We start from the raw sequence: 23,289 nt of genomic DNA, 5'->3' as shown, positions 1-23,289 counted from the left end.
GGGGCCGCCCGAGCCGCCAGGGGCGACCTGTCCTCCTCGTTCCGCCGGTGCCGGAGCCATCACGCGTCACCTCCGATCGTTCCTGTTCCGATCGTGCCTCTTCCGACCGTGTCTGTCCCGGTCATCTCTGTTCCGATCGTGACCGTACGGCCGCCCTCGCGTGCCGAGTCGAGAGCGGCCTCCAGTACGTCCAGGGCCGCCGCTGCCTCGTGCGCCGTCACCGGCGGCGGGGTGCCGTCCCTGAGCGCTGCGGCGATCGCCGCGTAGTACGCAGGGTAGTCGCCGGGGAGCGAGCGGACCGGCGTGCCGCCGCCGGTCAGCGGCGACTCGCCCGCGCCCAGCCGCCCCCACAGCGACTCCGGCTCCGCGCCCCAGCCGGGCGCGGGCCGCAGGCCCTCGCGGAGGGCGGCCTCCTGCGGGTCGAGCCCGTACTTCACATAGCCCGCCGCGCTGCCCAGGACCCGGAAGCGGGGGCCGAGTTGGGCGGCCGTGGCGCTGGCCCAGAGGTGGGAGCGGACGCCGTTCGCGTGCGTGATCGCGATGAAGGTGTCGTCGTCGGCCTCGGCGCCGGGGCGGCGGACGTCCGACTCGGCGTAGACCCGTACGGCCGGGCCGAAGAGGACCAGCGCCTGGTCCACGAGGTGGCTGCCCAGGTCGTAGAGCAGGCCGCCGACCTCCGCCGGGTCGCCGGACTCGCGCCAGCCGCCTTTGAGCTGCGGCCGCCACCGCTCGAAGCGGGACTCGAAGCGCTGGACCTCGCCGAGGTCACCGTCGGCGACGAGGGTGCGGAGGGTGAGGAAGTCGGCGTCCCAGCGGCGGTTCTGGAAGACGGACAGCAGCAGCCCGCGCTCGTCGGCGAGCGCGGCGAGGGCGCGGGCCTCGGCGGCGGTGGCGGCGATCGGCTTGTCCACGACCACCGGCAGGCCCGCCTTCAGGGCCTCGGTGGCGATCGGCACGTGGGTGCGGTTGGGGGACGCGATGACGATCAGATCGAGCGCGTCCCCGCCGGGACGGCCGCCACGGCCGGGGGCGGCGGCGCGGCCGGGGGCGGCGGCGCGGCCCCACAGTTCGTCCGGCGAGGCCGCGAACCGTACGTCCGGGTGCTCGGCGCGCGCCTGGGCCTGGCGGTCCGGGTTCGAGGTGACGACGGTGTCGAGGACGAGCCCGTCGGTCGCGGCGATCAGGGGGGCGTGGAAGACGGAGCCCGCCAGGCCGTATCCGACGAGGCCTACGCGGAGGGGAGCGCCTGAGCCCGTGCCTGAGCCTGTGCCCATCCCTGAGCCTGTGCTGGCGGTGCTGGCTGTGCCTGTCATGAGGGCCACTTAAGCAACGGTGTTGCCAAACTGCAAGCGGAAGGGAGAATGGCCACGTGAACAGGGGCAACTCCGGGGTCAATCTGCCCGCGCTGCGCAGCCACAACGCCGCGCTCGTGCTCGACCTGCTGCGCGCGGCGGGGCAGGGCGGCATCAGCCGTCTCGAGCTCGCCGAACGCACCCGGCTCACCCCGCAGGCCGTCAGCAAGATCACGGCGCGCCTGCGCGAGGAGGGCCTGGCGGCAGAGGCGGGCCGCCGGGCCTCGACCGGCGGCAAGCCGCGTACGGTGCTGCGCCTGGTGCGGGGCGCGCGCAGCGCAGTGGGGCTCCACCTGGACCGGGACGAGCTGACGGCCGTGCTCACCGACCTGACGGGCGAGCCGGTGGCGGTACGGACCGCGCCCTTCGACTTCGGCGCGGGGGCGGGGGCCGTACTCGACGCCGTGGTGATGGAGGTCAGGACCCTGCTGCGCAGCGGGCCGGATTCCGGGCTCGGTCCCGTCATCGGGGTCGGGGTCGCGTGTCCCGGGCCGCTCGATCACCGGAGCGGGGTGCTCGGCCGGGTCACCGGACTGCCGCGGTGGGACGGCTTCCCGCTGCGGGACGCACTCGCCGCGCGGCTCGGCCTCCCGGTCGTCCTCGACAAGGACACGAACGCGGCCGCCCTCGGCGTGGCGCTGGGCGCAGCCGGGAGCGAGTCGTTCGCGTATCTGCACCTCGGCACCGGACTCGGCGCCGGGCTCGTGCTCGGGGGCGTTCTCTACCGGGGGAGCAGGACTGGGGCCGGGGAGTTCGGGCACCAGGTGATCCAGCTCGACGGGCCGCCCTGCGAGTGCGGCAGCCGCGGCTGCGTCGAGGCGCTGTGCCTGGCGGCCGTCGCGCGCGGCGACACCGCGGAGGCGGCGCGCGTCCTCGGGGCCGGGGCGGCCAATCTCGTGGGGCTGCTCGACTTCGACCGCGTGCTGCTCGGCGGCCGGACCGCCGTCGCCGACGCGGAGGTGTTCGTACGGGGCGTGGCTGCGGTGCTCGCCGAGCGCGCGGAACGGGAGGGTGCGGGCGCCGGGCGTACGGTGCCGGTCGCGGTCGCCCCGGACGGAGAGCGGGCCGTGGCGTACGGGGCGGCGCAGCTCGTCCTCGCCCCGCTGTTCGGCCGCGCGGAGCCGACGGAGGCGGCTGGCACACCGGATGCAGGAGAGCCGGAGGAGGTAGTGGGACCTCCGCCGGATCAGCGGAACATAGGCTGATCGAGGGGGATTCGGGGGAAGGGTGCTCGCCCCGCCGCCGTGGTGCGCAGGGCCATCGGGGCTCGCGTGGCAGGGTCCTGTGGGCACCGGCCGGACCCGCCGCCGGTGCCGGCCCAACGCCGCTGAACACCGCCGAAACGCCGCGAGCATCCACGAAGGTCCGCCCATGCGCCTCCGCACAGCCGCCGCTCCCGCCGCTCCCGTCGCTTCCGTCGCTTCCACCGCCCACCGCCGGCCCGCCGCGCCCGCGATCGCCACCAAGGTCACCACCGCGCTTGCCGCCGCGGTGACCCCGGCGCTCCTCCTGTGCGGGCCCGCGGGCAAGGCCGCCGCGGACCCGACCCCGCCGCCCGCGGTGGGCACCCGCGCCCCCGAACCGACCTGCGGTGACCCGGACAGCGCCGACTTCCCCCTCAAGGCGCGCATCCACAGCGGCCCCACCTCGTACGCACCGGGCGCCGACCGCAAGACCTGGAAGCTCGATCTGCGCAACACCACCGATGCCGACTGCCGCGCCGTCCACCCGGTCGCCGTCCTCGTCGATCACAAGCGGGCGCTCGCCAAGGACCGGATCGGTATGGAGTTCTACGACGGCCGGGACCGTACGTGGCGGCCCGTCACCTTCGAGACCACCGACGAGGACGAGCACATCGGCGTGTTCGAGGACGTCGGCTTCGACGGCTTCACCGTGGCCTCGAACGAGACGCTCACCGTCAAGGTGCGGATGAGTTTCGACGACCGTACGGAGGAGGACCGCGTACGGCTCAACGTCGCGGCCATGCAGCGGCGCGAGGACGACGGCGACTGGGTCGGCGAGTCAAACGACTACGACTTCGCCATCCGCGCAGACGACGGCGACCGGCACGGGCACGAGCACGGACACGAGCACGGACACGAGCACGAGGCCGGCAAGGGGGAGGGGCACGACGGAACCGACGGCGGGCAGGGTCACGAGCACCGCCGTTCCGACGGCCCGGGTGCCCGGGACGCGCACGGCAGCGAGCCCCAGCCCACCGCCGAGTCCGGCGCACTGGCCAGCACCGGCCGGGAGGTGCTGGCCTGGGTCTCGGGTGTGGCGGGCGTCTGCCTGCTGGCCGGGGCGGGCCTCGTGGCCGTGGCCCGGCGCCGCACCCGCTGACCGCCCCGCGCCAGCGGCAGACCGCTCTCGGCCGCTGACCGCCCCGCGCCCGCCCGTACCGTACGGGTTCGGCGGCGCCGCCCGTCCCCGGTGAACTCCCCGCACCACCCCACCGAGCAGGCGCCCGGCGCACCCGTCCGCTCCGGCATCCCCGAGCACGGACGCGTGCCCGAGTCCTACGCCGCCAGGAACCGGCTCTCAGCCCTGCTCGACGAGCTCGACCGCTTCCCCTGCCTGACCGGCTCGCCGCCTTCGAGGTTCGGGACCGGTCCCTGAACGCGGCGAGCTCGTACGGCACTTGGACCGGCTGCCGCCGGCGGCAGACGAGCGGGCCGGGCTCGAGATCACGTATGTCTCCGTGGTGCGCGCGCCACGGCCCGACGCCGACGTCGACCCGGACACTCCTTCTGCGCCTACCTCCGCGACCGGCAGCACCGTACGGGCTGAACCGGGTCTCTTGATCGTCCGGACCGCCTGATCGTCCGGACCGCCTGATCGTCCGGACCGCCTGATCGTCCGGGCCGTGGACGACCGGGGTCGTCCGCGGCCCCGCCCCGTTACCCTGTGACTTCGAACATTCGGCCACGCAGAGCGGAGATCAGTTCAGTGGCGGAGCGCAAGCCGATCGAGTCCTGGCTCACCGATATGGACGGGGTCCTGATCCACGAGGGCATCCCGATCCCCGGCGCCGACGCCTTCATCAAGCGGCTCCGCGAGTCGGGCAAGCCGTTTCTGGTGCTGACGAACAACTCCATTTACACACCGCGCGACCTGCACGCCCGGCTGGCGCGCATGGGTCTCGACGTGCCCGTGGGGCACATCTGGACCTCGGCCCTCGCCACCGCGCAGTTCCTGGACGACCAGCGGCCGGGCGGCACGGCGTACGTGATCGGCGAGGCCGGGCTGACCACCGCGCTGCACGACATCGGATACGTCCTCACGGACGCCGAGCCGGACTACGTGGTGCTGGGCGAGACCCGTACCTACAGCTTCGAGGCGCTGACGAAGGCCATCCGCCTGATCAACGACGGCGCCCGGTTCATCGCCACGAACCCGGACGAGACCGGGCCCTCCGCGGAGGGCGCGCTGCCCGCGACCGGGTCCGTCGCGGCGCTGATCACCAAGGCGACCGGCCGCGAGCCGTACTTCGTCGGCAAGCCGAACCCGCTGATGATGCGGGCCGGGCTCAACGCCATCGGGGCGCACTCCGAGACCAGCGCGATGATCGGCGACCGGATGGACACCGACGTGCTCGCCGGGCTCGAGGCCGGGATGGAGACCTTCCTGGTGCTCACCGGGCTGACCAAGCCGGACGAGGTCGAACGCTTCCCGTTCCGTCCTTCGACCGTCGTGGACTCGATCGCGGATCTGGTGGACAAGGTCTGACGGTCTCGCAGCTCGGACGGGGCCGGTTGCCCCGTGCGTAACTCAGCCGGTGGCGCCCCGTCACCGAACGGAGCAATCCGGACACGCTGCGGGTGCGACCGGCTGGGGAGCCGGTGAACCTTCAGGTGTGTGAGGAGGTTCAACGATGGGCTCTGACCCGCCATTCAGGCTCTCCCGGCCGTCCCGGCTCCGCCGCGCAACGCGGCGGTCCGGGTTGAACCCGGCGCTGCCCCGGCTGTCCCGTCTGTCTTATCTGTTCCGGTGTACGGCCGTGACCGCCGCGGCCGCCGCCCTGTGCTCGGCGGCCGCGCTTCCCGCCCACGCCGCCGAGTTCGACCCCGGCGACGTCCGGAACGAACCGTCCTCCGCCCCCCGCTCCAGCACGCTCTTCGATCCCTTCGCGGATCCCACCTCCGACTCGTACGCCGACGACTGGGAGGCGGCGGCGGACGGCGGCACCCGGGTCGCTGCCTCGTCCGGCACGCTCAAGGTCACCCCCTCCACGGCCGCGCCCGGAGCCGAGGTCGAGATCCGCGTCCAGGGCGTCAAGGGGGCCAAGGACACCAGGATCCGGGCGCGGTCGAAGGTCTTCGTCGCGGACGCCGAGCTGGCGTCGGACGCGGGCGGCGCCCTCTTCGCCGAGGCGAAGATCCGCAGCACCGCGGCCCCCGGCAGGTACAAGATCACGTGCGACTGCAAGGCCGAGGGCACGATCACCGTCGTCGCGCCGCACGACAGCCCGACCGATAGCCCGACGGGCAGCCCGACCGCACCGGTGCGGGCCGGAGGCGGTGGCACCGCCGCGCTCGGAGCCGATGCCATGGAGAGGCAGAACGGCCCCGGGGTCGTCCACTTCATCGTCGCGGCGGGGCTCGCCGGGGGCGCCGGGCTCGCCGTCGCCGGTATCGCACTGCGCCGCCGCCGGGCCAACTCGGCGGGCGACTGAGGCAGGCGGTCCACCGTGTCCGGCCGGGACCGCGGCGGAGCGGGGCGCCTGGTCACCGGCCTGACCTGGGCGGTGGTGCTGCTCGGCTTCTGGCTGTGGGGCCGGGGGATCACCGAGGGCCACGGCATCGCAGCGCCCGCGACCGGCGATGTGGCCGCGGTCGGCCGACCCGGCGGCACCCCGCTGCCCCCGCCGTACGCACCCCTGGCACCGGCCCGTCCCGAGCGGCTGCAGATCGGCTCGGTGGGCATACGGGCCCCCGTCGTCGAACGCGGCCTGGACGCCGACGGGGCCGTCGACCCGCCGCCGTACGACGCACCCGGCCTGGTCGGCTGGTACGGCGGCGGCCCCGCCCCGGGCGCCCCGGGCACCGCCCTCCTCGTCGGCCATGTCGACACCGAGTCCCAGCCCGCGGTCTTCTACCGGCTCGCCCATGTCAAGCCGGGCGAGCGGGTGAGCGTGAACCGGGAGGACGGGTCCGTCGCGGAGTTCACGGTGGAGGCGGTCGAGGTCTTCACCAAGGACCGCTTCGACCCGAAGCGGGTGTACGGTCCGCGCGACGCGCACCGCTCCGAACTCCGCCTGATCACCTGCGGCGGCGCCTACGACCGCAAGCGCCACGCGTACACCGCGAACGTCGTGGTCTCGGCCTACCTGACCGCGGCCCGCACGAGGTGAGGGAGACGCAGTTCCCTCAGCGGGGCGGGCAGCCAGGGGCGTGGGCTGTAACAGCTGGTCGACGAAGCATGGGTGGGCGCATGGCCGAATGTGCCGTGTGTCAGCATGGATTCGACCGGTCTTGTCCCACCCGGGGCCGGGGCCCGCGGCGCCTGCCGCGCGGCACCGCCACCGGAGAAGTGCAGCCAAGGGGGAGTGGATGTACGGCAGTTACACCGGCCGAGGGCCCGTCGCTGTGCGCGCCCGGCTCACGGCGGGGGCGGCAGCGGCAGGGGCTCTGCTCCTCCTGTCCGGCTGCTTCTCCTCGTCCGGCACCGACGACGAGGGCGGCGGCGCCCAGCAGCCCAAGTCCAGGGCCCCGTACTGGGTCAACCCCGACGGCAACGCCGCCAAGCAGGCCGCCGCCTACCGCAAGGACGGGCGCGAGGCGGACGCGAAGCTGATCGAGAAGATCTCGCGGCAGCCGGCCGCGGAGTGGATCGGGGTCGAGGACCCGGAGGGCCAGGCCCGCGGCTTCACCGAGGCCGCTGCCAAGGCCGACCGCGACGCGCTGCTGGTCCTCTACAACATCCCGCACCGCGACTGCGGTCAGTACTCGAAGGGCGGGGCCGCGGACGGCAATGCGTACCGCGACTGGCTCGGCAAGGCCATCAAGGGCATCGGCGACCGCCGCGCCACCGTCGTCCTGGAGCCGGACGCACTGCTTCACGTCGTGGACACCTGCACCCCGCCGCAGTTGCACGAGGAGCGGTTCGCCCTGCTCAAGGAGGCTGTCGGGAAGCTGCAGTCGCTGCCGAACGTCAAGGTCTACCTGGACGCCGGAAATCCCGGCTGGAAGGACGACCCCGGCCAGCTGGTCGAGCCGCTGAAGCGGGCAGGCATCGACGAGGCTGACGGCTTCGCGCTGAACACCTCGAACTTCCAGACCGTCGAGGCGAACGTCGCGTACGGCAAGAAGCTCTCGCCGATGGTCGGCAACAAGCCCTTCGTGATCGACACCAGCCGGAACGGCAACGGCCCGTACACCAAGGGCGATCCGCAGGAACGCTGGTGCAACCCGCCGGGCCGGGCGCTCGGCGAGCCGCCGACGACGGAGACCGGTGACGAACTCGTCGACGCGTATCTGTGGATCAAGCGCCCCGGCGAGTCGGACGGCGACTGCAAGGGCGGCCCGGCGGCCGGCCAGTGGTGGCCCAAGTACGCGCTGGAGCTGGCCCGTAACGCGGATCGCTCCAGCTAGCGAGGGTGCGTGGCAGGCGCGCACCGGTGCACGCACCCCCTCCGTGCGATGCGCACCATCCAGGCTTGGGTGCGCATCGCGGTGCGCACCGGATGCGCACCGCAGTCGTGCTCCGGACGATTTACAGCCCCAGCATTGGCTGCTCGGTCCAGACGGTCTTCCCCTCGCGGGTGTAGCGCGTGCCCCAGCGCTCGGTCAGCTGGGCCACCAGGAACAGGCCACGCCCGCCCTCGTCAGTGGTGCGTGCCCGGCGCAGGTGCGGTGAGGTGTGGCTGGTGTCGGTGACCTCGCAGATCAGAGATCGTTCACGGATGAGTCGCAGGGTCACGGGGCCGCCGGCGTACCGGTAGGCGTTGGTGACCAGTTCGCTGGCGATGAGCTCGGTGGTGAAGGTCAGGTGCTCCAGGCCCCATTCGGTCAGCTGGGCTGTCGTCAGTGTCCTGGCCTGGGCGGCGGAGGTCGGGTCCAGCGGAAGTTGCCACGAGGCGACGTTCTGCGGGGGGAGCACGCGGGTGCGGGCGATGAGCAGGGCGATGTCGTCGGCGGGGTGGGCGGGTACGAGGGAGTCCACCACCGCTTGACAGGTCCGTTCCAGGGGGTCGGCGGGGCGGGTGAGCTCCGCGCACAGCCGGGCCAGGCCGATGTCGGGGTCGATGTGGCGCTCGCCGATGAGTCCGTTGGTGTAGAGGGTGAGCAGGCTTCCTTCGGCCAGTTCGATGTCCCGGGCCTCGAACGGCAGGCCGCCCAGGCCGAGCGGTGGGCCGGCGGGCAGGTCGAGCAGGCTCACCTGTCCGTCTGGAGTGGTCACCGCCGGTGGTGGGTGGCCGGCGCGGGCCGCTGAGCACAGCCGGGAGACCGGGTCGTAGAGGACGTACAGGCAGGTGGCGCCGATGACCTGCTCTCCCACGGGCTGTTCACCGACTGCTTCTTGTTCGGCGGCCAGCAGGTTGACCAGGTCGTCCAGGCGGGAGAGAACCTCGTCCGGTTCCAGGTCCAGGGTGGCAAGGGTGTGCACGGCGGTACGCAGACGGCCCATGGTGGCTGCGGCGTGGAGGCCGTGGCCGACCACGTCGCCGACAACGAGCGCGACCCTGGCCCCGGACAGGGGGATGACGTCGAACCAGTCGCCGCCCAGCCCCGAGGCCGCCCTGGCGGGGAGGTAGCGAGGGGCCACCTCGACGGCAACCTGGTGCGGAACCGCCCCCGGCAGCAGGCTGCGTTGCAGGGTGAGCGCGGTCTGTTGCTGCTGGGTGTAGCGCCGGGCATTGTCGATGCAGATGGCTGCGCGCGAGGCGAGCTCTTGGGCCAGTGTGAGGTCGTCCGCTTCGAACGGGTCCGGGCGCCGCGAGCGCCACAGGCTCATCGCGCCCAGCACCAGGCCCCGTGCGGCCAGGGGCACCACGATCAGGGAGTGGACACCCAGGTCGGGAAGGTGCTCACCCTGGCGCGGTTCCATGGAGAACCAGTCAGGCGGAAGAACCGATTCCAGGACGGCCCGCCCTTCGGCCAGACACCTGGCTTGTGGTGTGTCCGGTGCGAAGTCGACGGGTTCCCCTCCCGGCTGCGGTAGTTCGGGCTGCTGGGCCAGGACGCTGCGGACCGCCACCCGTACGACAGGCTCCGTCAAGCCCTGCCCCGGCTCCTCACCGCGCGTCACCGGTTGCGACAAGTCCACTGATACGTGGTCGGCCAGATGAGGGACCATCACATCAGCGAGCTCCAGGGCCGTCTCTCCCACATCGAGCGTGGTTCCGATGCGGGCGCCGGCTTGGTCGAGAAGCGCCAGCCGAAGGCGGGCCCGATGGCGTTCGGTGACGTCCTCGACGGTCTCCGCCACGCCCAGGACCCGGCCGGACGGATCCTCCAACCGGAAGGCCGAGACGGACGCGGCCCGCTCGCGTGTCGGGTCCCGCTCCAGGCGCGCGTACTGCTCGGTGGAGACCAGTGACCTTCCGCTCTTCATCACCTGGCGCACCCGGTCCACGGACTTCCGTGCGTCCTCGGCAACCAGCAACGCGCCGGTGGGCATGCCCCGAAATGAGGCCGCCGGAACGCCGGTGAACCGTTCGACCGCCCGGTTGACCCGGAGAATCGTCATCTCGGGACTGTGGACGACCAGGCCGATCGGGCATCGGCGGAACAATCCGTCGAGAACCGCGCGGTCCCTTTGCCACTCGAGGACCTCCGCCGCCGGCGCCCCCACAAGGAACCACTCGCGGACAGGGCCCTCACGCAGGAGCGCACGTGCCCGGAACCCCATCTCCACGAGCTGCCCGCTGCGATGCCGCACCGCCAGCACCCCGAACCAGCCTCCGGCTCTCCTGCATGCCGCCGCGGCGTCCTTGGCGGCCGGCAGGTCGCGGGGATCGATCAGCATGTCGAGCGCCGGACGGCCGATCACTGCTGTCGCCGGATAGCCGAGCAGCTCCTGGGCCCGCCGGCTCCATCCGACCACGGTGCCCCGGCCGTCGAGCACCGCCGAGGCGGCCAGGTGCAGAGCGAACGGATCATCTCGGCTCTCGCTGAGCACCGTCACCCGCTCATCCACTGCCGGACACCACCTCTACTCGGCTACCGATGTTCTCCCGCTCGTCCTGGTGCGCGACCGAGACTGGCGTGACTCAGTCCCGGACCTGGTCGTGCCACCAGACGTCCGGTGCAAAGACCGGGGTGATGCCATGTGAGCCTATTGAACCCGGTCGGACCCAGCAGCCTTCCGGGCGCTGTGTCATGGCGTGGCGGCCATCACCCGCCCGGTCCCACCAGAGATCCGGCCTGCCGCGCAGATACGGCTCTTCCGGGGCGCGTGCGGCCGAAGGCTCTACGGCACTTCCACCCACACCGCCTTGGACGGCGTGCCCTCGCCGTCCGTGACGAAGAGCATGTACCAGCCGGACGGGACCAGTGAGCGGTCGTCCGGCACCGTCACGCGTATGCCGTTCCCGGTGCGCTCGAAGTCCAGCGCGACCGACCGCTGGTCGATGTCCGTGACGTGCGTGACGGCGCTCGGCCGCATCAGCCGTACGTTCTTGATCTTCGCCGCGTCCCGCGTCTCGTACGTGGCCGAGTCGCCGCGCCCGATCCGGTCCGGGCCGGAGCCGACCTGGGGCCGGGCGTCCTCACCGTACAGGTAGGGCGGGGTGTAGATCTCGATGCGCTTCTCGAAGACCCCGGGCTTGGTGTTGGCGTCGTCGGAGAAGAGCGAGTCCGAGCCGAAGATCATGACCCGGCCGTCGGGCAGCAGCAGGCTGCCGGAGTGGTAGTTGCGGCCGACGGTCGGGTCGGCGACCCGCCGGAAGGTGCCGTCCTTCGCGTCGTAGATCTGCGCCTTGAGGATGTTGCTGCCGCTGCGGCCGCGGTAGTCGCCCGAGCCGCCGGAGACGAAGACCGTGTCGTCGGGGAGGATCGAGCCGCCGGGGTAGCGGGTGCCTTCGGAGAGGGGTGCGCCGTTCTTGAAGCGCGGGTCCTGGTCCTTGAGGTCGACGACCCGGGTCTTCTCGCTGGACTTCTCGGACTCGCCGACGCCCCCGCCGCCGATCACCATGAACTTCTGGTCCTGGGCGGGCGGCAGCATCACGGACATCGAGGTCTCGAGGATCTTCGGGTCGCTCATGCCGGGCACGGGGTCGAACTCGTTGGTGTCCACGTCCCACAGGCCCGGCGTGCGGCCCTTGTCGGCCGGGCCGTAACCGGCGTTGGAGCCGCTGTAGAAGATCTTGCCGCCGCTGGTGAGGAAGAGGGCCGGGTAGGTCGGGAAGAAGCGCTGACGCGGCAGGTAGCTCCACTTCTTCGTCTCCGGGTCGTAGACCTCGTTCTTGCCCGGGACGACCTGGCCGATCTCGTCGAGTCCGGAGACGGAGAGGACGCGGCCGTCCTCCAGGGTGGTGAGCGTGGGGTACCAGCGGGCCTCGTGCATCGGGTCGACCCTGACGTAGCGCTCGGCGACCGGGTCGAACTCGAAGGCGTCCTTGATCCCCTGGAAGTCCTTCTTGTCGAAGGAGAGCTTGTTGGCGATGCCGTAGAGGTTCTTGGCGTCGGCGCCCTTCAGGCCCTGGATCCGGTAGTTGTCGGTGTCGCCGGTGCTGTACTGCTTGCCCTTCCTGCGGGCCTCGACGTAGACGCGGGCCTCGCTGGCGGTGACGGTGACCTCGCCGGTGACCGGATCGGCCTTCTTCTTCGCCCGCGGGACGAGCAGGTTGTCCTTGGACTCGAAGGTCTTGCCGTTGGTCTTGCCGGTGAAGAGCGTGCCCGCGGGCAACGTCCTGGGCTTGTCCGGGTTCTCGTTCTTGACGATCATCAGGCCGCCGGCCTTGTTGACGTCGCCCTCCAGCTTCTCGTACCGCTGGGTGCCGCCCGCCACCAGCAGCTTGCCGTCCGGGAGTTGGGTGTGCCCGGCGCAGAACATGTCCTTGGGCGTCGGAATGTTCTGATACGTGTTCTTCTCCGGGTCCCACAGCACCGACCGGAAGGTCTTGGCCTTGAACATCTTCGCGTTGTTGCCGGACCCGGCGATGAGCAGCACCTTGCCGGTGTGGAGCAGAGCCGCGTGAATCGTGTTGATCTGGAACTCCTCCGGGACGTCGAGGAGGTCCCAGTGGCCGTTCCGCGCCATGTACTCCGGCTGGTTGATCTTGTACGTGTGGTACTTCTCCGAGCCGAAGCGATACAGGGCAGGCCCGTTCATCCCGGCCAGCACGAGCACCGCCGCCGCACCTATCGCGATCCTGCGGGTGCGGCGGCTTGGACGGTAGTTCATGTGTTACGTCCCCCAAGGGCGATCTGCATGGTCTGGTCGTTCGCAACCCGGCCGCCCTCCGGCTCGGGGGCCGCGGGCGCGGGCCCGCCGCCGGCCGGAGGGCCGCCCCGGTCCCTCTTCCGCTTGTCCTGGCGGATGGTCCACCGCCAGGCGAGGATCGGGGAGGCCGTGAGGATCAGGGCGAGCGTGGCCCAGAGGATCATCGCCGGGTGGCTGTGGCCGAAGTAGAAGGAGGAGACGAGCGATCCGCCGAAGACCAGCAGGAAGAACAGGTGGATCCGGAACGTCCCGAAGAGGGTGTCGGGGCTGGACGAGTCGCCCTTCGGGGTCACGACGAACTTGCTCTTGCGGCGCAGCACGGCGTCCATGAGGGAGCGCGCGTAGATCGGGGCGGACAGCGCGGACATCGCCATGCCCGCCACGCCGCCGGACCCCTCGGGCTCGTGCGGGGAGACGTTGTGCCGCCGGTTCCAGACGTAGAGGCCGATCTGGAGGGCGGAGGCGTTGCCGTACAGCATCATCCACACCGTCGGGTCGATCTGGAGACCGGAGGCGCCGAAGCCGAGGAACAGCGCGCAACTCAGCGCCGCCAGGATCCAGTTCATGGCCGAGATGGGATAGAAGATCACCATCAGCGTGTAGTTGAAGAGTTTGCCGGGCGGCAGCGTGAAGGGCGCCTTCCAGAACTGCTTGAGGATGGTCTCGTACGTGCCGCGGGACCAGCGGAGCTGCTGGGTGAAGAAGTCGGTCCAGGCGGTGGGGCCTTCACCGACGGCCAGCACGTCGGGCGTGTAGACCGAGCGCCATTTCCTCCCTGTCTCGGGATTGCGGTGGCGATGAAGCTCGAAGCCGGTCGCCATGTCCTCGGTGATGGAGTCGTACAGGCCGCCGATGCCCTTGATGGCCTCGATGCGTACGGCGTTGCTGGTGCCGACGAACATGGGGGCGCCGTAGCGGTTTCCCGCGCGCTGGATCAGTGCGTGGAAGAGGAACTGCTGGCTTTCCGCGGCTTTGGTGACGGCCGTGTCGTAATTGCCGTAGACCTGCGGTCCGATGACGAAGGCGACGTTCGGGTCGCGGAAGAAGCCGAGCATGCGCTCGAGGTAGTTGGGCAGCGGGACGTGGTCGGTGTCGACGGAGGCGAAGTAGTCGTAGTCGTCGCCGTGGGCGTCCAGCCAGGCGTTGTAGTTGCCGTGCTTGGTCTTGGCGCGGTGCGGGCCCTTGGGCTGGTTCCACCTGGCGACGCCCTTGCGGGTGAAGTGGTGGACGCCGAGCCGCTGGCAGACCTCCTTCACGTCGGGGTCGTCGCCTTCGTCGAGGAGCCAGACGTGGAGGAGCCCGCGGTGGCGTATTCGCACGGCGGCCTCGAGGGTCTTGGTGACCATCTCGAGGGGTTCCTTGCCGGGTACGTAGGTGGTGATGAAGGCGACCCGCGTGCCGCTCTCGGGCACGACCGGGACCGGGTCGCGGGCCACCAGCGTCGCGTGCGCGTTGGAGACGACGTTCAGGGTGCGGAAGAGCTCGATCAGGCCGATCGACACCAGCATGACCACGTCGAGGACGAGGAGGGCGTCCGAGGCGCTGTCCCGCTTCGTCCAGTGCGCGGGCTGCATCAGCCAGGCCAGCAGGCCGAGCGAGACCAGCGGCGCGGCGCCGAGCAGCAGGGCGGCACGGATGCGGTGCGGCTCGTCGGCGAGCAGGCTGCGGTAGCGCACGGTGTACGGCTTGTCCGGGTCGGGCTGCGTGAGGGGCCCGGCGAGCCGGCTGTAGTGCTCGTAGTCGTAGCGCGGCAGCACCTTACGGGTGCGCCGCGGGCCTCGGTGCGCGGACCCGGGCCTGTGCTGCCGGGGCAGGCGGAGCCGGGTCGTACGGTCAGGGTCGTAGGAGTGCCGGGCGCCGGTAGGCGTCGACGTCATGAGTCATCCCCCCGCACGCAGGCTGACTGCGTGGTCGGTAAGCCTTTCTGGGCCGGGTCAATGGTCCCCCTTGACCGACCCGGGCTCAGCACTGGTCGGGTGGCCGTTCCGTAAGACATGGAACGAACACCTTCCGGTTGCATGATGCCGACTCCGGCATCGTCACATGAACGGGGCCCCCACCCCGCCGGTGAACGCAACCGACTGATTCCCCACCAACTCCAGCAAAGCGTCCTGGACCCGGAGGCTTGATCGCAAGAGCGAACAAGCTGTTCACCGGGCATACGCGTGCAATGGGCGAACACTGCTGAGAATTGGTGCGACGGTCTTCCCCCTTGCACAGGGGAAAATCCGCCGGGCACACCCTAGTTGGCGTGCCCGGGGCGACCGGCGGCGGGCTGCGATCGGAGGCGGATCAGGCGCGGTTGGACCGGCGCAGGCGCTTGCGGATGTCCTCGAAGTGATCGCGTACGGCGTCCTCCGCGCGGACCGCGTCGCCTGAGCGGACCGCCTCGAGGATCTCCCGGTGCTGGCGGCAGGTGATCTTGGGGTCGGGGTGGGTGTCCACGAGGTCGGTGCGGACGCGGTGGAAGGCGTCCCAGAACGCCTCCAGCACCTCGCTCAGCAGCAGATTGCCGAGTCCGCGGTAGAGGGTGGCGTGGAAGGCGCGGTCGGTGTCCGCGCGGACCGCGCCCGCGGTGGCCTCCTCGTCCATGCGGGCCATGAGCGCGTCCAGCTCGGCGAGGTCCATGGCGGGCACGCGGCCGGCCAGCCGCGCTATCAGCCCGGTCTCTATGGCCTCGCGCAGCTCGAGGAGCTGGAGGAGGCTGTCCTCGCCCCGGTAGTGCCCCGCGACGGTGCGGAAGGTGAGGCCCTCGATCATCGGGGCCATGGACATCGGCCCCACGTACGTGCCGAAGCCGTGCCTGATCTCCACGATGCCCATGGCCTGGAGCGCCTTGAGGGCCTCGCGGACGGAGTTCCTGCTCACCCCGAGGAGCTCCATGAGCTCGGTCTCGGTGGGCAGGGGAGCGCCGGACGGCAGCCGCCGGTCGATGATCAGCTTCTTGATCCGCTCCTGGATGTCGCTCGCCATTCCGCGACTGTGCACCGCAACCTCCGTTTTGACCAGCCGCGCGACCGCCGCATGATCCCGGAACGACTCCGGGCCCCCTCGCGGGTGGCGAGGAGGCCCAGAGTGTCACGTGCGCCGCCAGGGACTCGAACCCCGGACCCGCTGATTAAGAGTCAGCTGCTCTAACCAACTGAGCTAGCGGCGCGTGCTGACATCGGAGATCCTACCCGATCAGCCGGGATGCTCAGAACACGGGATATTCAGCGCCCGCCCTTCCGAATTTCCCCCTCCGATTGGTCTGGACATGTCCGTCAGGCGGGGCTAATCTGCGCCTTGGTCTAGACCTGAAGTGTTCAGATCAACTCAGCTCGAAGCTCGACTCAGGCTCGCCTGATTCCGGCTCCACACCCAGCTCCACACACCCCAGCTCCACCCTCCAGCTCCATCCCGATTCGGCTTGGCTCGGCTCGCGGAACTTTCCCCCACGTTCTCTTGGAGCGAAGCATGCGCAAGAAGATCAGCGCTGCCGTGATAGGGCTCGGCGTCCTCGGCGTCTCGGTCCTGGCCACGGGAAGCGCCAGCAGCCACGGCTATACCGACTCCCCCATCAGCCGCCAGAAGCTGTGCGCCAGCGGCACGGTGACCAACTGCGGCGAAATCCAGTGGGAGCCGCAGAGTGTCGAGGGTCCGAAGGGCTTCCCCGCCTCCGGACCCGCGGACGGAAAGATCTGCGCGGGCGGCAACAGCCGCTTCGCACAGCTCGACGACCCGCGCGGCGGCCAGTGGCCGGCGACCCGGGTCTCCAGCGGCAGCTACACCTTCCGCTGGCAGTTCACGGCGGCGCACGCCACCACGGACTTCCGCTACTACATCACCAAGAACGGCTGGAACTCCGGCCAGCCGCTGACGCGCGCCGCCCTGGACACCACTCCGTTCCTGACGGTGCCCTACAACGGCCAGCGCCCGCCGTCCACCCTGTCCCACTCGGGCACGATCCCCTCCGGAAAGACGGGCAGGCACATCATCCTGGCCGTCTGGACGATCGCCGACACGGGCAACGCCTTCTACGCCTGCTCGGACGTCACGTTCTAGGCGTCTGATTCCGGCGTACTTCCCCCGGCCGCCCGGCCGCTCGTCGGACCGCCCCGCGCCACCCCCACCCCAGCGGGGCGGTCCGATACGCGGTGGCCACCCTGTCCGGACATGGCACCGGGCGTTCAGTTTCCTGCTCCGGACGGGTGCTCCCGACCATCTAGATCGTCAGGGACAGCACGACCGGGGCGGCACTGCGGTTGAGGGCGTCGGCGGCCTGCCGCAGCCGGTGCGCGTGCTCGACCGGCATCGACAGCGCGAGGCAGCCCACCGTCTTGCCCGCGGTGATCGGCACCGCGGCGCAGACCGTCCCCACCGCGTACTCCTGGAGGTCCAGCACCGGAACCGTGGGCGGCTGGTTGTCCAGCCTGGAGAACAGCAGCTTCTCGTTGGTGATCGTCCGCGAGGTGAGGCGGGCGGTCTTGTGGCGGGAGAGGTGGTCGCGGCGGCCGTTGTGGTCGAGCTGGGTGAGCAGGCACTTGCCGACCGCGCTCGCGTGTCCCGCGGACCGGAAGTCGACCCACTCGTTCACCTTCGGGGCGCGCGGCCCGTCCGCGTACTGCATGATCCTGATCTCGCCGTCGATGTAGCGGCTGATGTAGACGGCCGCGCCGACCGAGTCGCGAATCTCGGAGAGGGTGCGCTGCAGCTTGTCGGAGAGCGCCTGCTGGCGGTTGCCGGCGGAGCCGAGGAGCACCAGCGACTCACCGACGACGTACGCGCCGTCGGTGACCTGCTCCACATATCCCTCGCGGCGCAGCATGCGCAGCAGGTGGGAAAGGTGGCCGGTGGGCAGACCGGCCTCGCGCGCGATCTGAACGTCGGTGACGCCGCCGGAATGCCTGGCAACGCATTCGAGTACGCGCAGTGCGTACTGAACCGAGTGGAAAGGCGCGGTCGGCTCGGGCATGAGCGCCACGGTATCCCCCTACCAGGTTGTGACCGCTTGCGTCATCGCCTTCGCTACAGGCCACGGTTCGTCAGGCGCTTCGCACCGGTCCCGGTAGCTGGGCTCGATACCACGATAGCCGCCAAGAGCCCCGAATGGAGCAGCTGTTGAGGAGTTTGGTGGCGCGCCTCATGCCTATATGCAGGGGCGCGCCACCATGGCATATGCCATTGTCATTCCGTGGGCGTCCGAACTGGGATATTCACAGTACGGCGCCGAGGAATTCGCGCGTGCGCTCGTGCTCCGGTTCGCTGAAGATCTTCTCCGGCGGACCTGATTCGATGACGCGGCCCGCGTCGAACATCAGGACGTCATCGGAGATGTCCCGGGCGAAGTTCATCTCGTGGGTCACACACAGCATGGTGATGTCCGTGGTGTGCGCGATGTCGCGGAGCACGTCCAGCACGCCCGCCACGAGCTCCGGGTCCAGCGCCGAGGTCACCTCGTCCAGCAGCAGCACCTGCGGCCGCATGGCGAGCGCCCGGGCGATCGCCACCCGCTGCTGCTGTCCGCCGGAGAGCTGGCTCGGGTACTTGTCCATGTGCTCGGTCAGGCCGACCAGTTCGAGCAGTTCGCGCGCCCGCTGCTCCGCCTCGTCCTTGGACAGTCCCAGGACGTGTACGGGCGCCTCGGTGATGTTCCGCAGCACCTTCATGTTGGGGAACAGGTTGAACTGCTGGAAGACCATGCCGATCTTCTTGCGGATCTCCCGGGTGTGCTTGTCGCCCGCCGGGACGAGCTTGTCACCCTTCTCCTCGTGGGTGAGGTACTTGCCGGCCACCTTGATGGTGCCCTCGTCGGGCTTCAGCAGGGTCATCAGCAGCCGGAGGATCGTCGTCTTGCCGGAGCCGGACGGTCCGATCAGCGTCACGTGCTTGCCCGGAGCCACGGAGAAGTCCAGGTGGTCCAGGACGGTGGCGTCGCCGAAGCGCTTGGTCACCTGGTCGAAGCGGATGAGTTCGGCGCCGTCCTCGCTTCCCGGGACGGACGGGGTCTGGGTGCTGTCAGTGGACAAGACGACGCTCCAGGTATCGCATGAGAAGGGAAGCCGGGTAGGCGATGAGGATGAAGGCGACGCCGACGACCGTGTACGGCTCGATGTACTGGAAGGTCTCGGCCCCGAACAGGCGGGCCTGCTGCAGCATCTCCAGCACGCCGATGCCCAGCAGCATCGGGGTGTCCTTCAGCATCGCGATCACGTAGTTTCCGAGCGCCGGGACGACGCGGCGGATCGCCTGCGGCAGGATGACCGCGCTCCAGGTGCGGCCGCGCGGCAGGCTCAGCGCCGTGGCCGCCTCCCACTGGCCGGCCGGCACGCCCTCGATGCCGGCCCGGTAGACCTCGGCGGTGTACGTCGAGTAGTGCAGCCCGAGGCCGATCACACCGGTCGCGAGCGCGGAGGTCTGGATGCCCCACTCCGGCAGCACGAAGAAGAAGAAGAACAGCTGCACGAGCAGCGGGGTGTTGCGGATGAACTCCACGAAGATCCCCACCGGCCAGCGCACGAAGCGGGTCGGCGTGCGCAGCAGCAGCGCCCAGACGAGGCCGAGCACGAAGGCCAGCAGCGAGCCCAGCACGGTCGCCTCGAGGGTGACCCTCACGCCGTCCCAGAACACCGGCATGAAGTCGCCGACTACGGACCAGCTCCAGTTCACTGTGCGCCTCCTGCCACGCTGATGCCGGCCGCCTGCTCGGTCTCCTCACGGATCCTGAGCTTGCGGACGATGCCGCCGCCCTTCGGCGGGGCCTGCCCGATCCCGGCCTTGGCGCGCCGCTCCAGCAGCCGCATGACGCGGGTGAGGAGGAAGGCGAGCACGAAGTACATGACGAGGATGCTGAAGTAGATGTTGGCGCTCTCACCGGTGGCGAGACGGGCCAGCTGCGCGGCGAACGAGATGTCGCCGACGCCCAGCAGCGAGACCAGCGCGGTGCCCTTGAGCAGCTCGATCAGCAGGTTGTTGAAGGGCGGCAGCATCTCCGGGATGGCCTGCGGCAGGATGATCCGGCGCATCCGCTGCCAGGGTGTGAAGCTCAGTGCGATACCGGCTTCGCGCTGGGCCGGAGCCACCGCGGCGATGCCACCGCGTACGATCTCCGCACCGTACGCCCCGTAGGACAGGCCGAGGGCGAGCGTGGCGGCCCACATCGGGACCAACTGCCAGCCGAAGGCGAGCGGTACCACGAAGAACAGCCAGAACATCAGCACGAGGGCCGAGGTGCCGCGGAACACCGCCACGTAGAAGGCGGCGAGGAACCGGAGGATCCGGAAACGCGAGGTGTTCGCGGTGCCGACGGCGAAGGCCACGACGGCGCCGAGCGCGGCGCTGTAGATGGTGAGCTGGACCGTGACCCAGATGCCTTTGAAGATGAGTACCCAGAGGTCGGCCGTCATTTCTTGCACAGCTCCTCTGCGGTGAGATCGGTCATTTCCGTCTCCGTGAAGCCGAAGGGCTTGACCACGCGCAGAACTTCGCCACTTTCCTTCATCTTGTGGAGTTCCGCATTGAATGCGTCCCGCAGTTTTGTCTCGCCGGGACGGAAGGCGAAGGCGCCCGCGCCGTGTGCGGGCTTGCCATCGAGGGTCGGCAGGAATGGCTTGGTGGATTCCACCCGCGGATTCTTCGTCTGGTTGATGACATTGCGGACGGTGAGGCTGGTGCCCGCGAACGCGTCGGCGCGGCCCTGGGCGACGGCGAGCAGGCCTGCCAGCTGGTCCGGGTAGATCTGGATGTCGCCCCGCGGAATGCCGGCGTCGACGGCGTAGTCGATCTCGGCGTACGCCGTGCCGCTGGCCAGCTTGGCGCCGGTCTTCTTGACGTCGGCGTAGTTCTGCAGGTTCTTCGGGTTTCCCTTGCGGACGATGAAGGCGTCCAGCACCTCGTAGTCCGGGTCCGCGAAGAGGACCTGCTCGCAACGGTCCGGATTGACGAACATGCCCGCGGAGATCACATCGAACTGCTGCGAGTTGAGACCGGGAATGAGCGAGCCGAACTCCGTCGGCACCGGCTGCACGTTCGGCACCCCCAGCCGTTTGAAGATGATCTTCGCCAGCTCCGGAGCCTCCCCGGTGACCTCGGCCTCCTTGCTGATGTAGCCGAACGGGATCTCTCCAGCGATCCCCAATCGCACCGTGCCCTGAGCGCGCAGGCGTTCCAGCAGATTCCCGCCGCCCTTCACGTCCGCGGTGGACACCCGGCTGCAGCCGGCCGCGGCCGCCGCGCCCAGAGCAGCCATTCCCGCGAGCACGGAACGGCGGCCGACACTTCTTCCGATCATGTCGTTCCCCTGTGGTGGAGCCATGGCCGCGCGGCTACCCGGACCCGCGCGATTTATGCAGGCCGTTTCCAGCCCCTTGATGCGGGCGCCGCTGGTGCGAGCGCCGTCTGATGCGAGCGTTGCTGATGTGAGCACTTCGCTATTGACCTTTGAGCCACAATTGATCCCGTATCCGACGAGAGGACCCACGATGGCCGACCGCTTCATCGAAGTCTCGCTCGACAAGCGCGGTGTCACCTGTACGGCGAAACTGCTGGACGACCGCGCCCCGATCACCTGTGAGGCGGTGTGGAACGCGCTGCCGCTCGGCGGCGACGTCTACCACGCGAAGTACGCCCGGAATGAGATCTATGCGCTGCTGCCGCCTTTCGCCCCTGCGGAGCCGCCACTGGAGAACCCCACCATCACTCCCATCCCTGGTGATCTGTGCTATTTCACCTTCACCGAGACGCAGTTGGGGACGAAGTCCTACGGCTACGAGGCACACGCCACGCACCGCGGCAAGGCCCAGGTCGTCGATCTCGCGCTCTTCTACGAGCGCAACAATCTGCTGATCAACGGGGACGCGGGCTGGGTCCCGGGCATCGTCTGGGGCACGGTCGTCGACGGTCTCGACCGGATGGCCGAGGCATGCCAGGACCTGTGGCGGGCCGGAGCGGTGGGGGAGACCCTCAACTTCCGCCGGACCGGGTGAACGTCGGCTTCCGCCGGGCGGGGCTGCTCGTCAGTTTCCGCCCGGCGGGGTGATGCTCGCCGCCCCGTCCGCGTAGAGGGCGTGCGCCGCGCGCAGGACCAGCGCGTCCGCGTGGCGCGCGCCCACCAGCTGCACGCCGATCGGCAGCCCGTCCGGGTCCGCCCCGCACGGCACGCTCGCCGCCGGCTGCTGGGTCAGGTTGAAGGGGTACGTGAAGGGCGTCCAGCCCGTCCACCGGTGATGGCCGGAACCCTTCGGTACCTCGACGCCGGCCTCGAAGGCGGTGATCGGCAGCGTCGGGGTCACCAGCAGGTCGTACCGGCTGTGGAACCGGCCCATCTTCTGCCCCAGGGCCATCCGCACATCCACCGCGGCGAGGTAGTCCAGCGCGCTGTACCCCGCCCCCTGCTCGACGATCTCCCGCAGTCCGGGATCGAGCAGCTCCCGCTGCTCCGCGCCCAGGTGCTGCACCACGCGCGCGGCGCCGCTGAACCACAGGGTGTGGAAGGCCTCCACCGGTTCTGCGAAGTCCGGGTCGGTCTCCTCGACGTGCGCGCCGAGCGCGGCCAGCCGCTCCACCGCGTGCCGCACCGCCTCGGCCACGTGCGGGTTCACCGGCACCTGGCCGCCGAGGCTCGGCGAGTACGCGATGTGCAGCCCGGCGACGCCACTGTCGATGCCGTCGCGGAAACTCCCCCGCACCTGCTCCAGCTGGGACCAGTCCCGCCAGTCCTGGCCCGTGATCACATCCATCAGCAGCGCCGCGTCCAGCGCGTCGCGGGTCATCGGCCCCACGTGCGCGAGCGTGCCGAAGGGGCTCGCCGGGTAGTGCGGAACCCTCCCATAGGTGGGTTTGAGCGCGAAGATCCCGCAAAAGGACGCGGGGATACGGACCGAGCCCCCGCCATCCGTGCCCAGGCTCAGCGGTCCCGCGCCGAGCGCGACCGCCGCGGCGCTCCCGCCGCTCGAACCGCCCGCCGTGCGCCGCGGGTCGTACGGGTTGCCCGTCACCCCGTGCCGCGGGCTGTCCGTCACGCCCTTCCACGCGAACTCCGGTGTTGTCGTCTTGCCCAGGAAGACCGCGCCGTGCTCGCGCAGCCGGCCCACCGAGGGCGCGTCCTCGTCCCAGGGCTGCCCCTCGGCCCGTACGGTCAGCGAGCCGCGGAGCGTCGGCCCGCCGCGCTGCAGCAGGATGTCCTTCACCGACACCGGTACGCCGTCGAGCAGACCGGCCGGCTCGCGCTTGAGCCAGCGCTCCTGCGACTCGGCGGCGTGTGCGAGCGCGTCCTCGGCGTCGACGCGCACGAAGGCGTTGACGGCCGGGTCCTTGCGCTCGATCCGCTCCAGTGCGGCCCTGGTCGCCTCCACGGGGGAGAAGGCGCCGGTGGAGTAGCCGGACAGCAGCTCGGTCGCGGTCAGATCGGCGAGGTCGGTCATCGGCCCTCCAGCCGGGTCGGGTCAGCTCAGGGATCGGGACGGCTCAGGGACCGGATCGGCCCAGGGGCCGGATCGGCCCAGGGATCGGTTCGGCTCGGGGGATCGAGTCGGCTCCGGGATCGGTTCGGTTCGGGGATCGGTTCGGCTCA

Annotated in this window: 20 protein-coding genes and 1 tRNA gene; 9 read left to right on the top strand and 12 right to left on the bottom strand. The window is 70.4% G+C overall.

Going from position 1 to position 23,289, the window contains the following annotated elements:
* Positions 1 to 59: 59 nt before the first annotated feature.
* Positions 60 to 1,274: a Gfo/Idh/MocA family oxidoreductase gene (locus ACTWQC_RS10430; protein ID WP_443315317.1), complete on the bottom strand. Its 1,215-nt coding sequence runs from the start codon at positions 1,272 to 1,274 to the stop codon at positions 60 to 62.
* A 95-nt stretch (positions 1,275 to 1,369) separates the two neighbouring features.
* Here ACTWQC_RS10430 and ACTWQC_RS10425 point away from each other — a divergent pair, with 95 nt between their 5' ends.
* The 7 genes from ACTWQC_RS10425 to ACTWQC_RS10395 all read left to right on the top strand — a co-directional run bounded on the left by ACTWQC_RS10425 (position 1,370) and on the right by ACTWQC_RS10395 (position 7,945).
* Positions 1,370 to 2,557 (top strand): ROK family transcriptional regulator, encoded by a 1,188-nt coding sequence (locus ACTWQC_RS10425; RefSeq protein WP_443315316.1) that lies wholly within the window; start codon positions 1,370 to 1,372, stop codon positions 2,555 to 2,557.
* 166 nt (positions 2,558 to 2,723) lie between these two features.
* The gene (locus tag ACTWQC_RS10420; RefSeq protein WP_443315315.1) at positions 2,724 to 3,695 is read left to right on the top strand and encodes a cell wall protein; all 972 of its coding nucleotides are present in this window, start codon (positions 2,724 to 2,726) and stop codon (positions 3,693 to 3,695) included.
* Positions 3,696 to 3,785: 90 nt separating this feature from the next.
* Positions 3,786 to 3,971 carry a hypothetical protein gene (locus ACTWQC_RS10415; RefSeq protein ID WP_443315314.1) on the top strand — a complete coding sequence of 62 codons (186 nt, stop codon included), beginning with the start codon at positions 3,786 to 3,788 and terminating at the stop codon, positions 3,969 to 3,971.
* Between the two features lie 330 nt (positions 3,972 to 4,301).
* Complete coding sequence (locus ACTWQC_RS10410) at positions 4,302 to 5,081, top strand: HAD-IIA family hydrolase (RefSeq protein WP_443315313.1); 780 nt, start codon at positions 4,302 to 4,304, stop codon at positions 5,079 to 5,081.
* 271 nt (positions 5,082 to 5,352) lie between these two features.
* Complete coding sequence (locus ACTWQC_RS10405) at positions 5,353 to 6,027, top strand: hypothetical protein (protein ID WP_443315312.1); 675 nt, start codon at positions 5,353 to 5,355, stop codon at positions 6,025 to 6,027.
* Positions 6,028 to 6,042: 15 nt separating this feature from the next.
* Complete coding sequence (locus ACTWQC_RS10400) at positions 6,043 to 6,705, top strand: class F sortase (protein WP_443315311.1); 663 nt, start codon at positions 6,043 to 6,045, stop codon at positions 6,703 to 6,705.
* A 199-nt stretch (positions 6,706 to 6,904) separates the two neighbouring features.
* Complete coding sequence (locus ACTWQC_RS10395) at positions 6,905 to 7,945, top strand: glycoside hydrolase family 6 protein (protein ID WP_443315310.1); 1,041 nt, start codon at positions 6,905 to 6,907, stop codon at positions 7,943 to 7,945.
* Positions 7,946 to 8,066: 121 nt separating this feature from the next.
* Here ACTWQC_RS10395 and ACTWQC_RS10390 read toward each other — a convergent pair whose 3' ends face one another.
* From ACTWQC_RS10390 to ACTWQC_RS10370, 5 genes are all read right to left on the bottom strand, one after another.
* Entirely contained in the window at positions 8,067 to 10,493 is a 2,427-nt protein-coding gene (locus ACTWQC_RS10390) for a SpoIIE family protein phosphatase (RefSeq protein WP_443315309.1), read from the bottom strand.
* Between the two features lie 273 nt (positions 10,494 to 10,766).
* A complete protein-coding gene (locus ACTWQC_RS10385) occupies positions 10,767 to 12,701 on the bottom strand; it encodes a galactose oxidase-like domain-containing protein (protein WP_443315308.1) in 1,935 nt (644 codons plus the stop codon).
* Positions 12,698 to 14,617, bottom strand: coding sequence for a glycosyltransferase family 2 protein (locus tag ACTWQC_RS10380; RefSeq protein ID WP_443315307.1), 1,920 nt, complete (start codon positions 14,615 to 14,617; stop codon positions 12,698 to 12,700). Before ACTWQC_RS10380 ends, ACTWQC_RS10385 begins: the two co-directional genes overlap by 4 nt.
* Before the next feature lie 415 nt (positions 14,618 to 15,032).
* A complete protein-coding gene (locus tag ACTWQC_RS10375; RefSeq protein WP_443315306.1) occupies positions 15,033 to 15,713 on the bottom strand; it encodes a FadR/GntR family transcriptional regulator in 681 nt (226 codons plus the stop codon).
* A 110-nt stretch (positions 15,714 to 15,823) separates the two neighbouring features.
* Positions 15,824 to 15,897 (bottom strand) — tRNA-Lys (locus tag ACTWQC_RS10370).
* 299 nt (positions 15,898 to 16,196) lie between these two features.
* Between ACTWQC_RS10370 and ACTWQC_RS10365 the strand changes: the two genes are divergently transcribed.
* On the top strand, positions 16,197 to 16,784 hold the full coding sequence (locus tag ACTWQC_RS10365) for a lytic polysaccharide monooxygenase auxiliary activity family 9 protein (RefSeq protein ID WP_443315305.1): 588 nt from the start codon (positions 16,197 to 16,199) through the stop codon (positions 16,782 to 16,784).
* 160 nt (positions 16,785 to 16,944) lie between these two features.
* Here ACTWQC_RS10365 and ACTWQC_RS10360 read toward each other — a convergent pair whose 3' ends face one another.
* The 5 genes from ACTWQC_RS10360 to ehuB form a co-directional block, all read right to left on the bottom strand.
* Positions 16,945 to 17,703, bottom strand: a complete 759-nt coding sequence (locus ACTWQC_RS10360; protein WP_443315304.1) for an IclR family transcriptional regulator — start codon at positions 17,701 to 17,703, stop codon at positions 16,945 to 16,947.
* A 232-nt stretch (positions 17,704 to 17,935) separates the two neighbouring features.
* A complete protein-coding gene (gene ehuA / locus ACTWQC_RS10355; protein WP_443315303.1) occupies positions 17,936 to 18,748 on the bottom strand; it encodes an ectoine/hydroxyectoine ABC transporter ATP-binding protein EhuA in 813 nt (270 codons plus the stop codon).
* On the bottom strand, positions 18,738 to 19,388 hold the full coding sequence (gene ehuD, locus ACTWQC_RS10350; protein ID WP_443315302.1) for an ectoine/hydroxyectoine ABC transporter permease subunit EhuD: 651 nt from the start codon (positions 19,386 to 19,388) through the stop codon (positions 18,738 to 18,740). The genes ehuA and ehuD overlap by 11 nt, the downstream gene beginning before the upstream one ends.
* On the bottom strand, positions 19,385 to 20,125 hold the full coding sequence (gene ehuC / locus ACTWQC_RS10345; RefSeq protein ID WP_443315301.1) for an ectoine/hydroxyectoine ABC transporter permease subunit EhuC: 741 nt from the start codon (positions 20,123 to 20,125) through the stop codon (positions 19,385 to 19,387). The genes ehuD and ehuC overlap by 4 nt, the downstream gene beginning before the upstream one ends.
* Complete coding sequence (ehuB, locus tag ACTWQC_RS10340; RefSeq protein WP_443315448.1) at positions 20,122 to 21,033, bottom strand: ectoine/hydroxyectoine ABC transporter substrate-binding protein EhuB; 912 nt, start codon at positions 21,031 to 21,033, stop codon at positions 20,122 to 20,124. Before ehuB ends, ehuC begins: the two co-directional genes overlap by 4 nt.
* Positions 21,034 to 21,199: 166 nt before the next feature.
* Here ehuB and ACTWQC_RS10335 point away from each other — a divergent pair, with 166 nt between their 5' ends.
* Entirely contained in the window at positions 21,200 to 21,703 is a 504-nt protein-coding gene (locus ACTWQC_RS10335; RefSeq protein WP_443315300.1) for a DUF3830 family protein, read from the top strand.
* A 30-nt stretch (positions 21,704 to 21,733) separates the two neighbouring features.
* On the opposite strand, the gene ACTWQC_RS10330 is transcribed toward ACTWQC_RS10335, so the two are convergent.
* Entirely contained in the window at positions 21,734 to 23,140 is a 1,407-nt protein-coding gene (locus ACTWQC_RS10330; RefSeq protein WP_443315299.1) for an amidase, read from the bottom strand.
* Positions 23,141 to 23,289: the final 149 nt, after the last annotated feature.

The organism is Streptomyces sp. 8N616, from assembly GCF_052246385.1.
GTDB lineage: Bacteria > Actinomycetota > Actinomycetes > Streptomycetales > Streptomycetaceae > Streptomyces.
The sequence above is the reverse complement of the archived record's forward strand: the minus strand, read 5'-3'. Positions and strand labels throughout refer to the sequence as shown.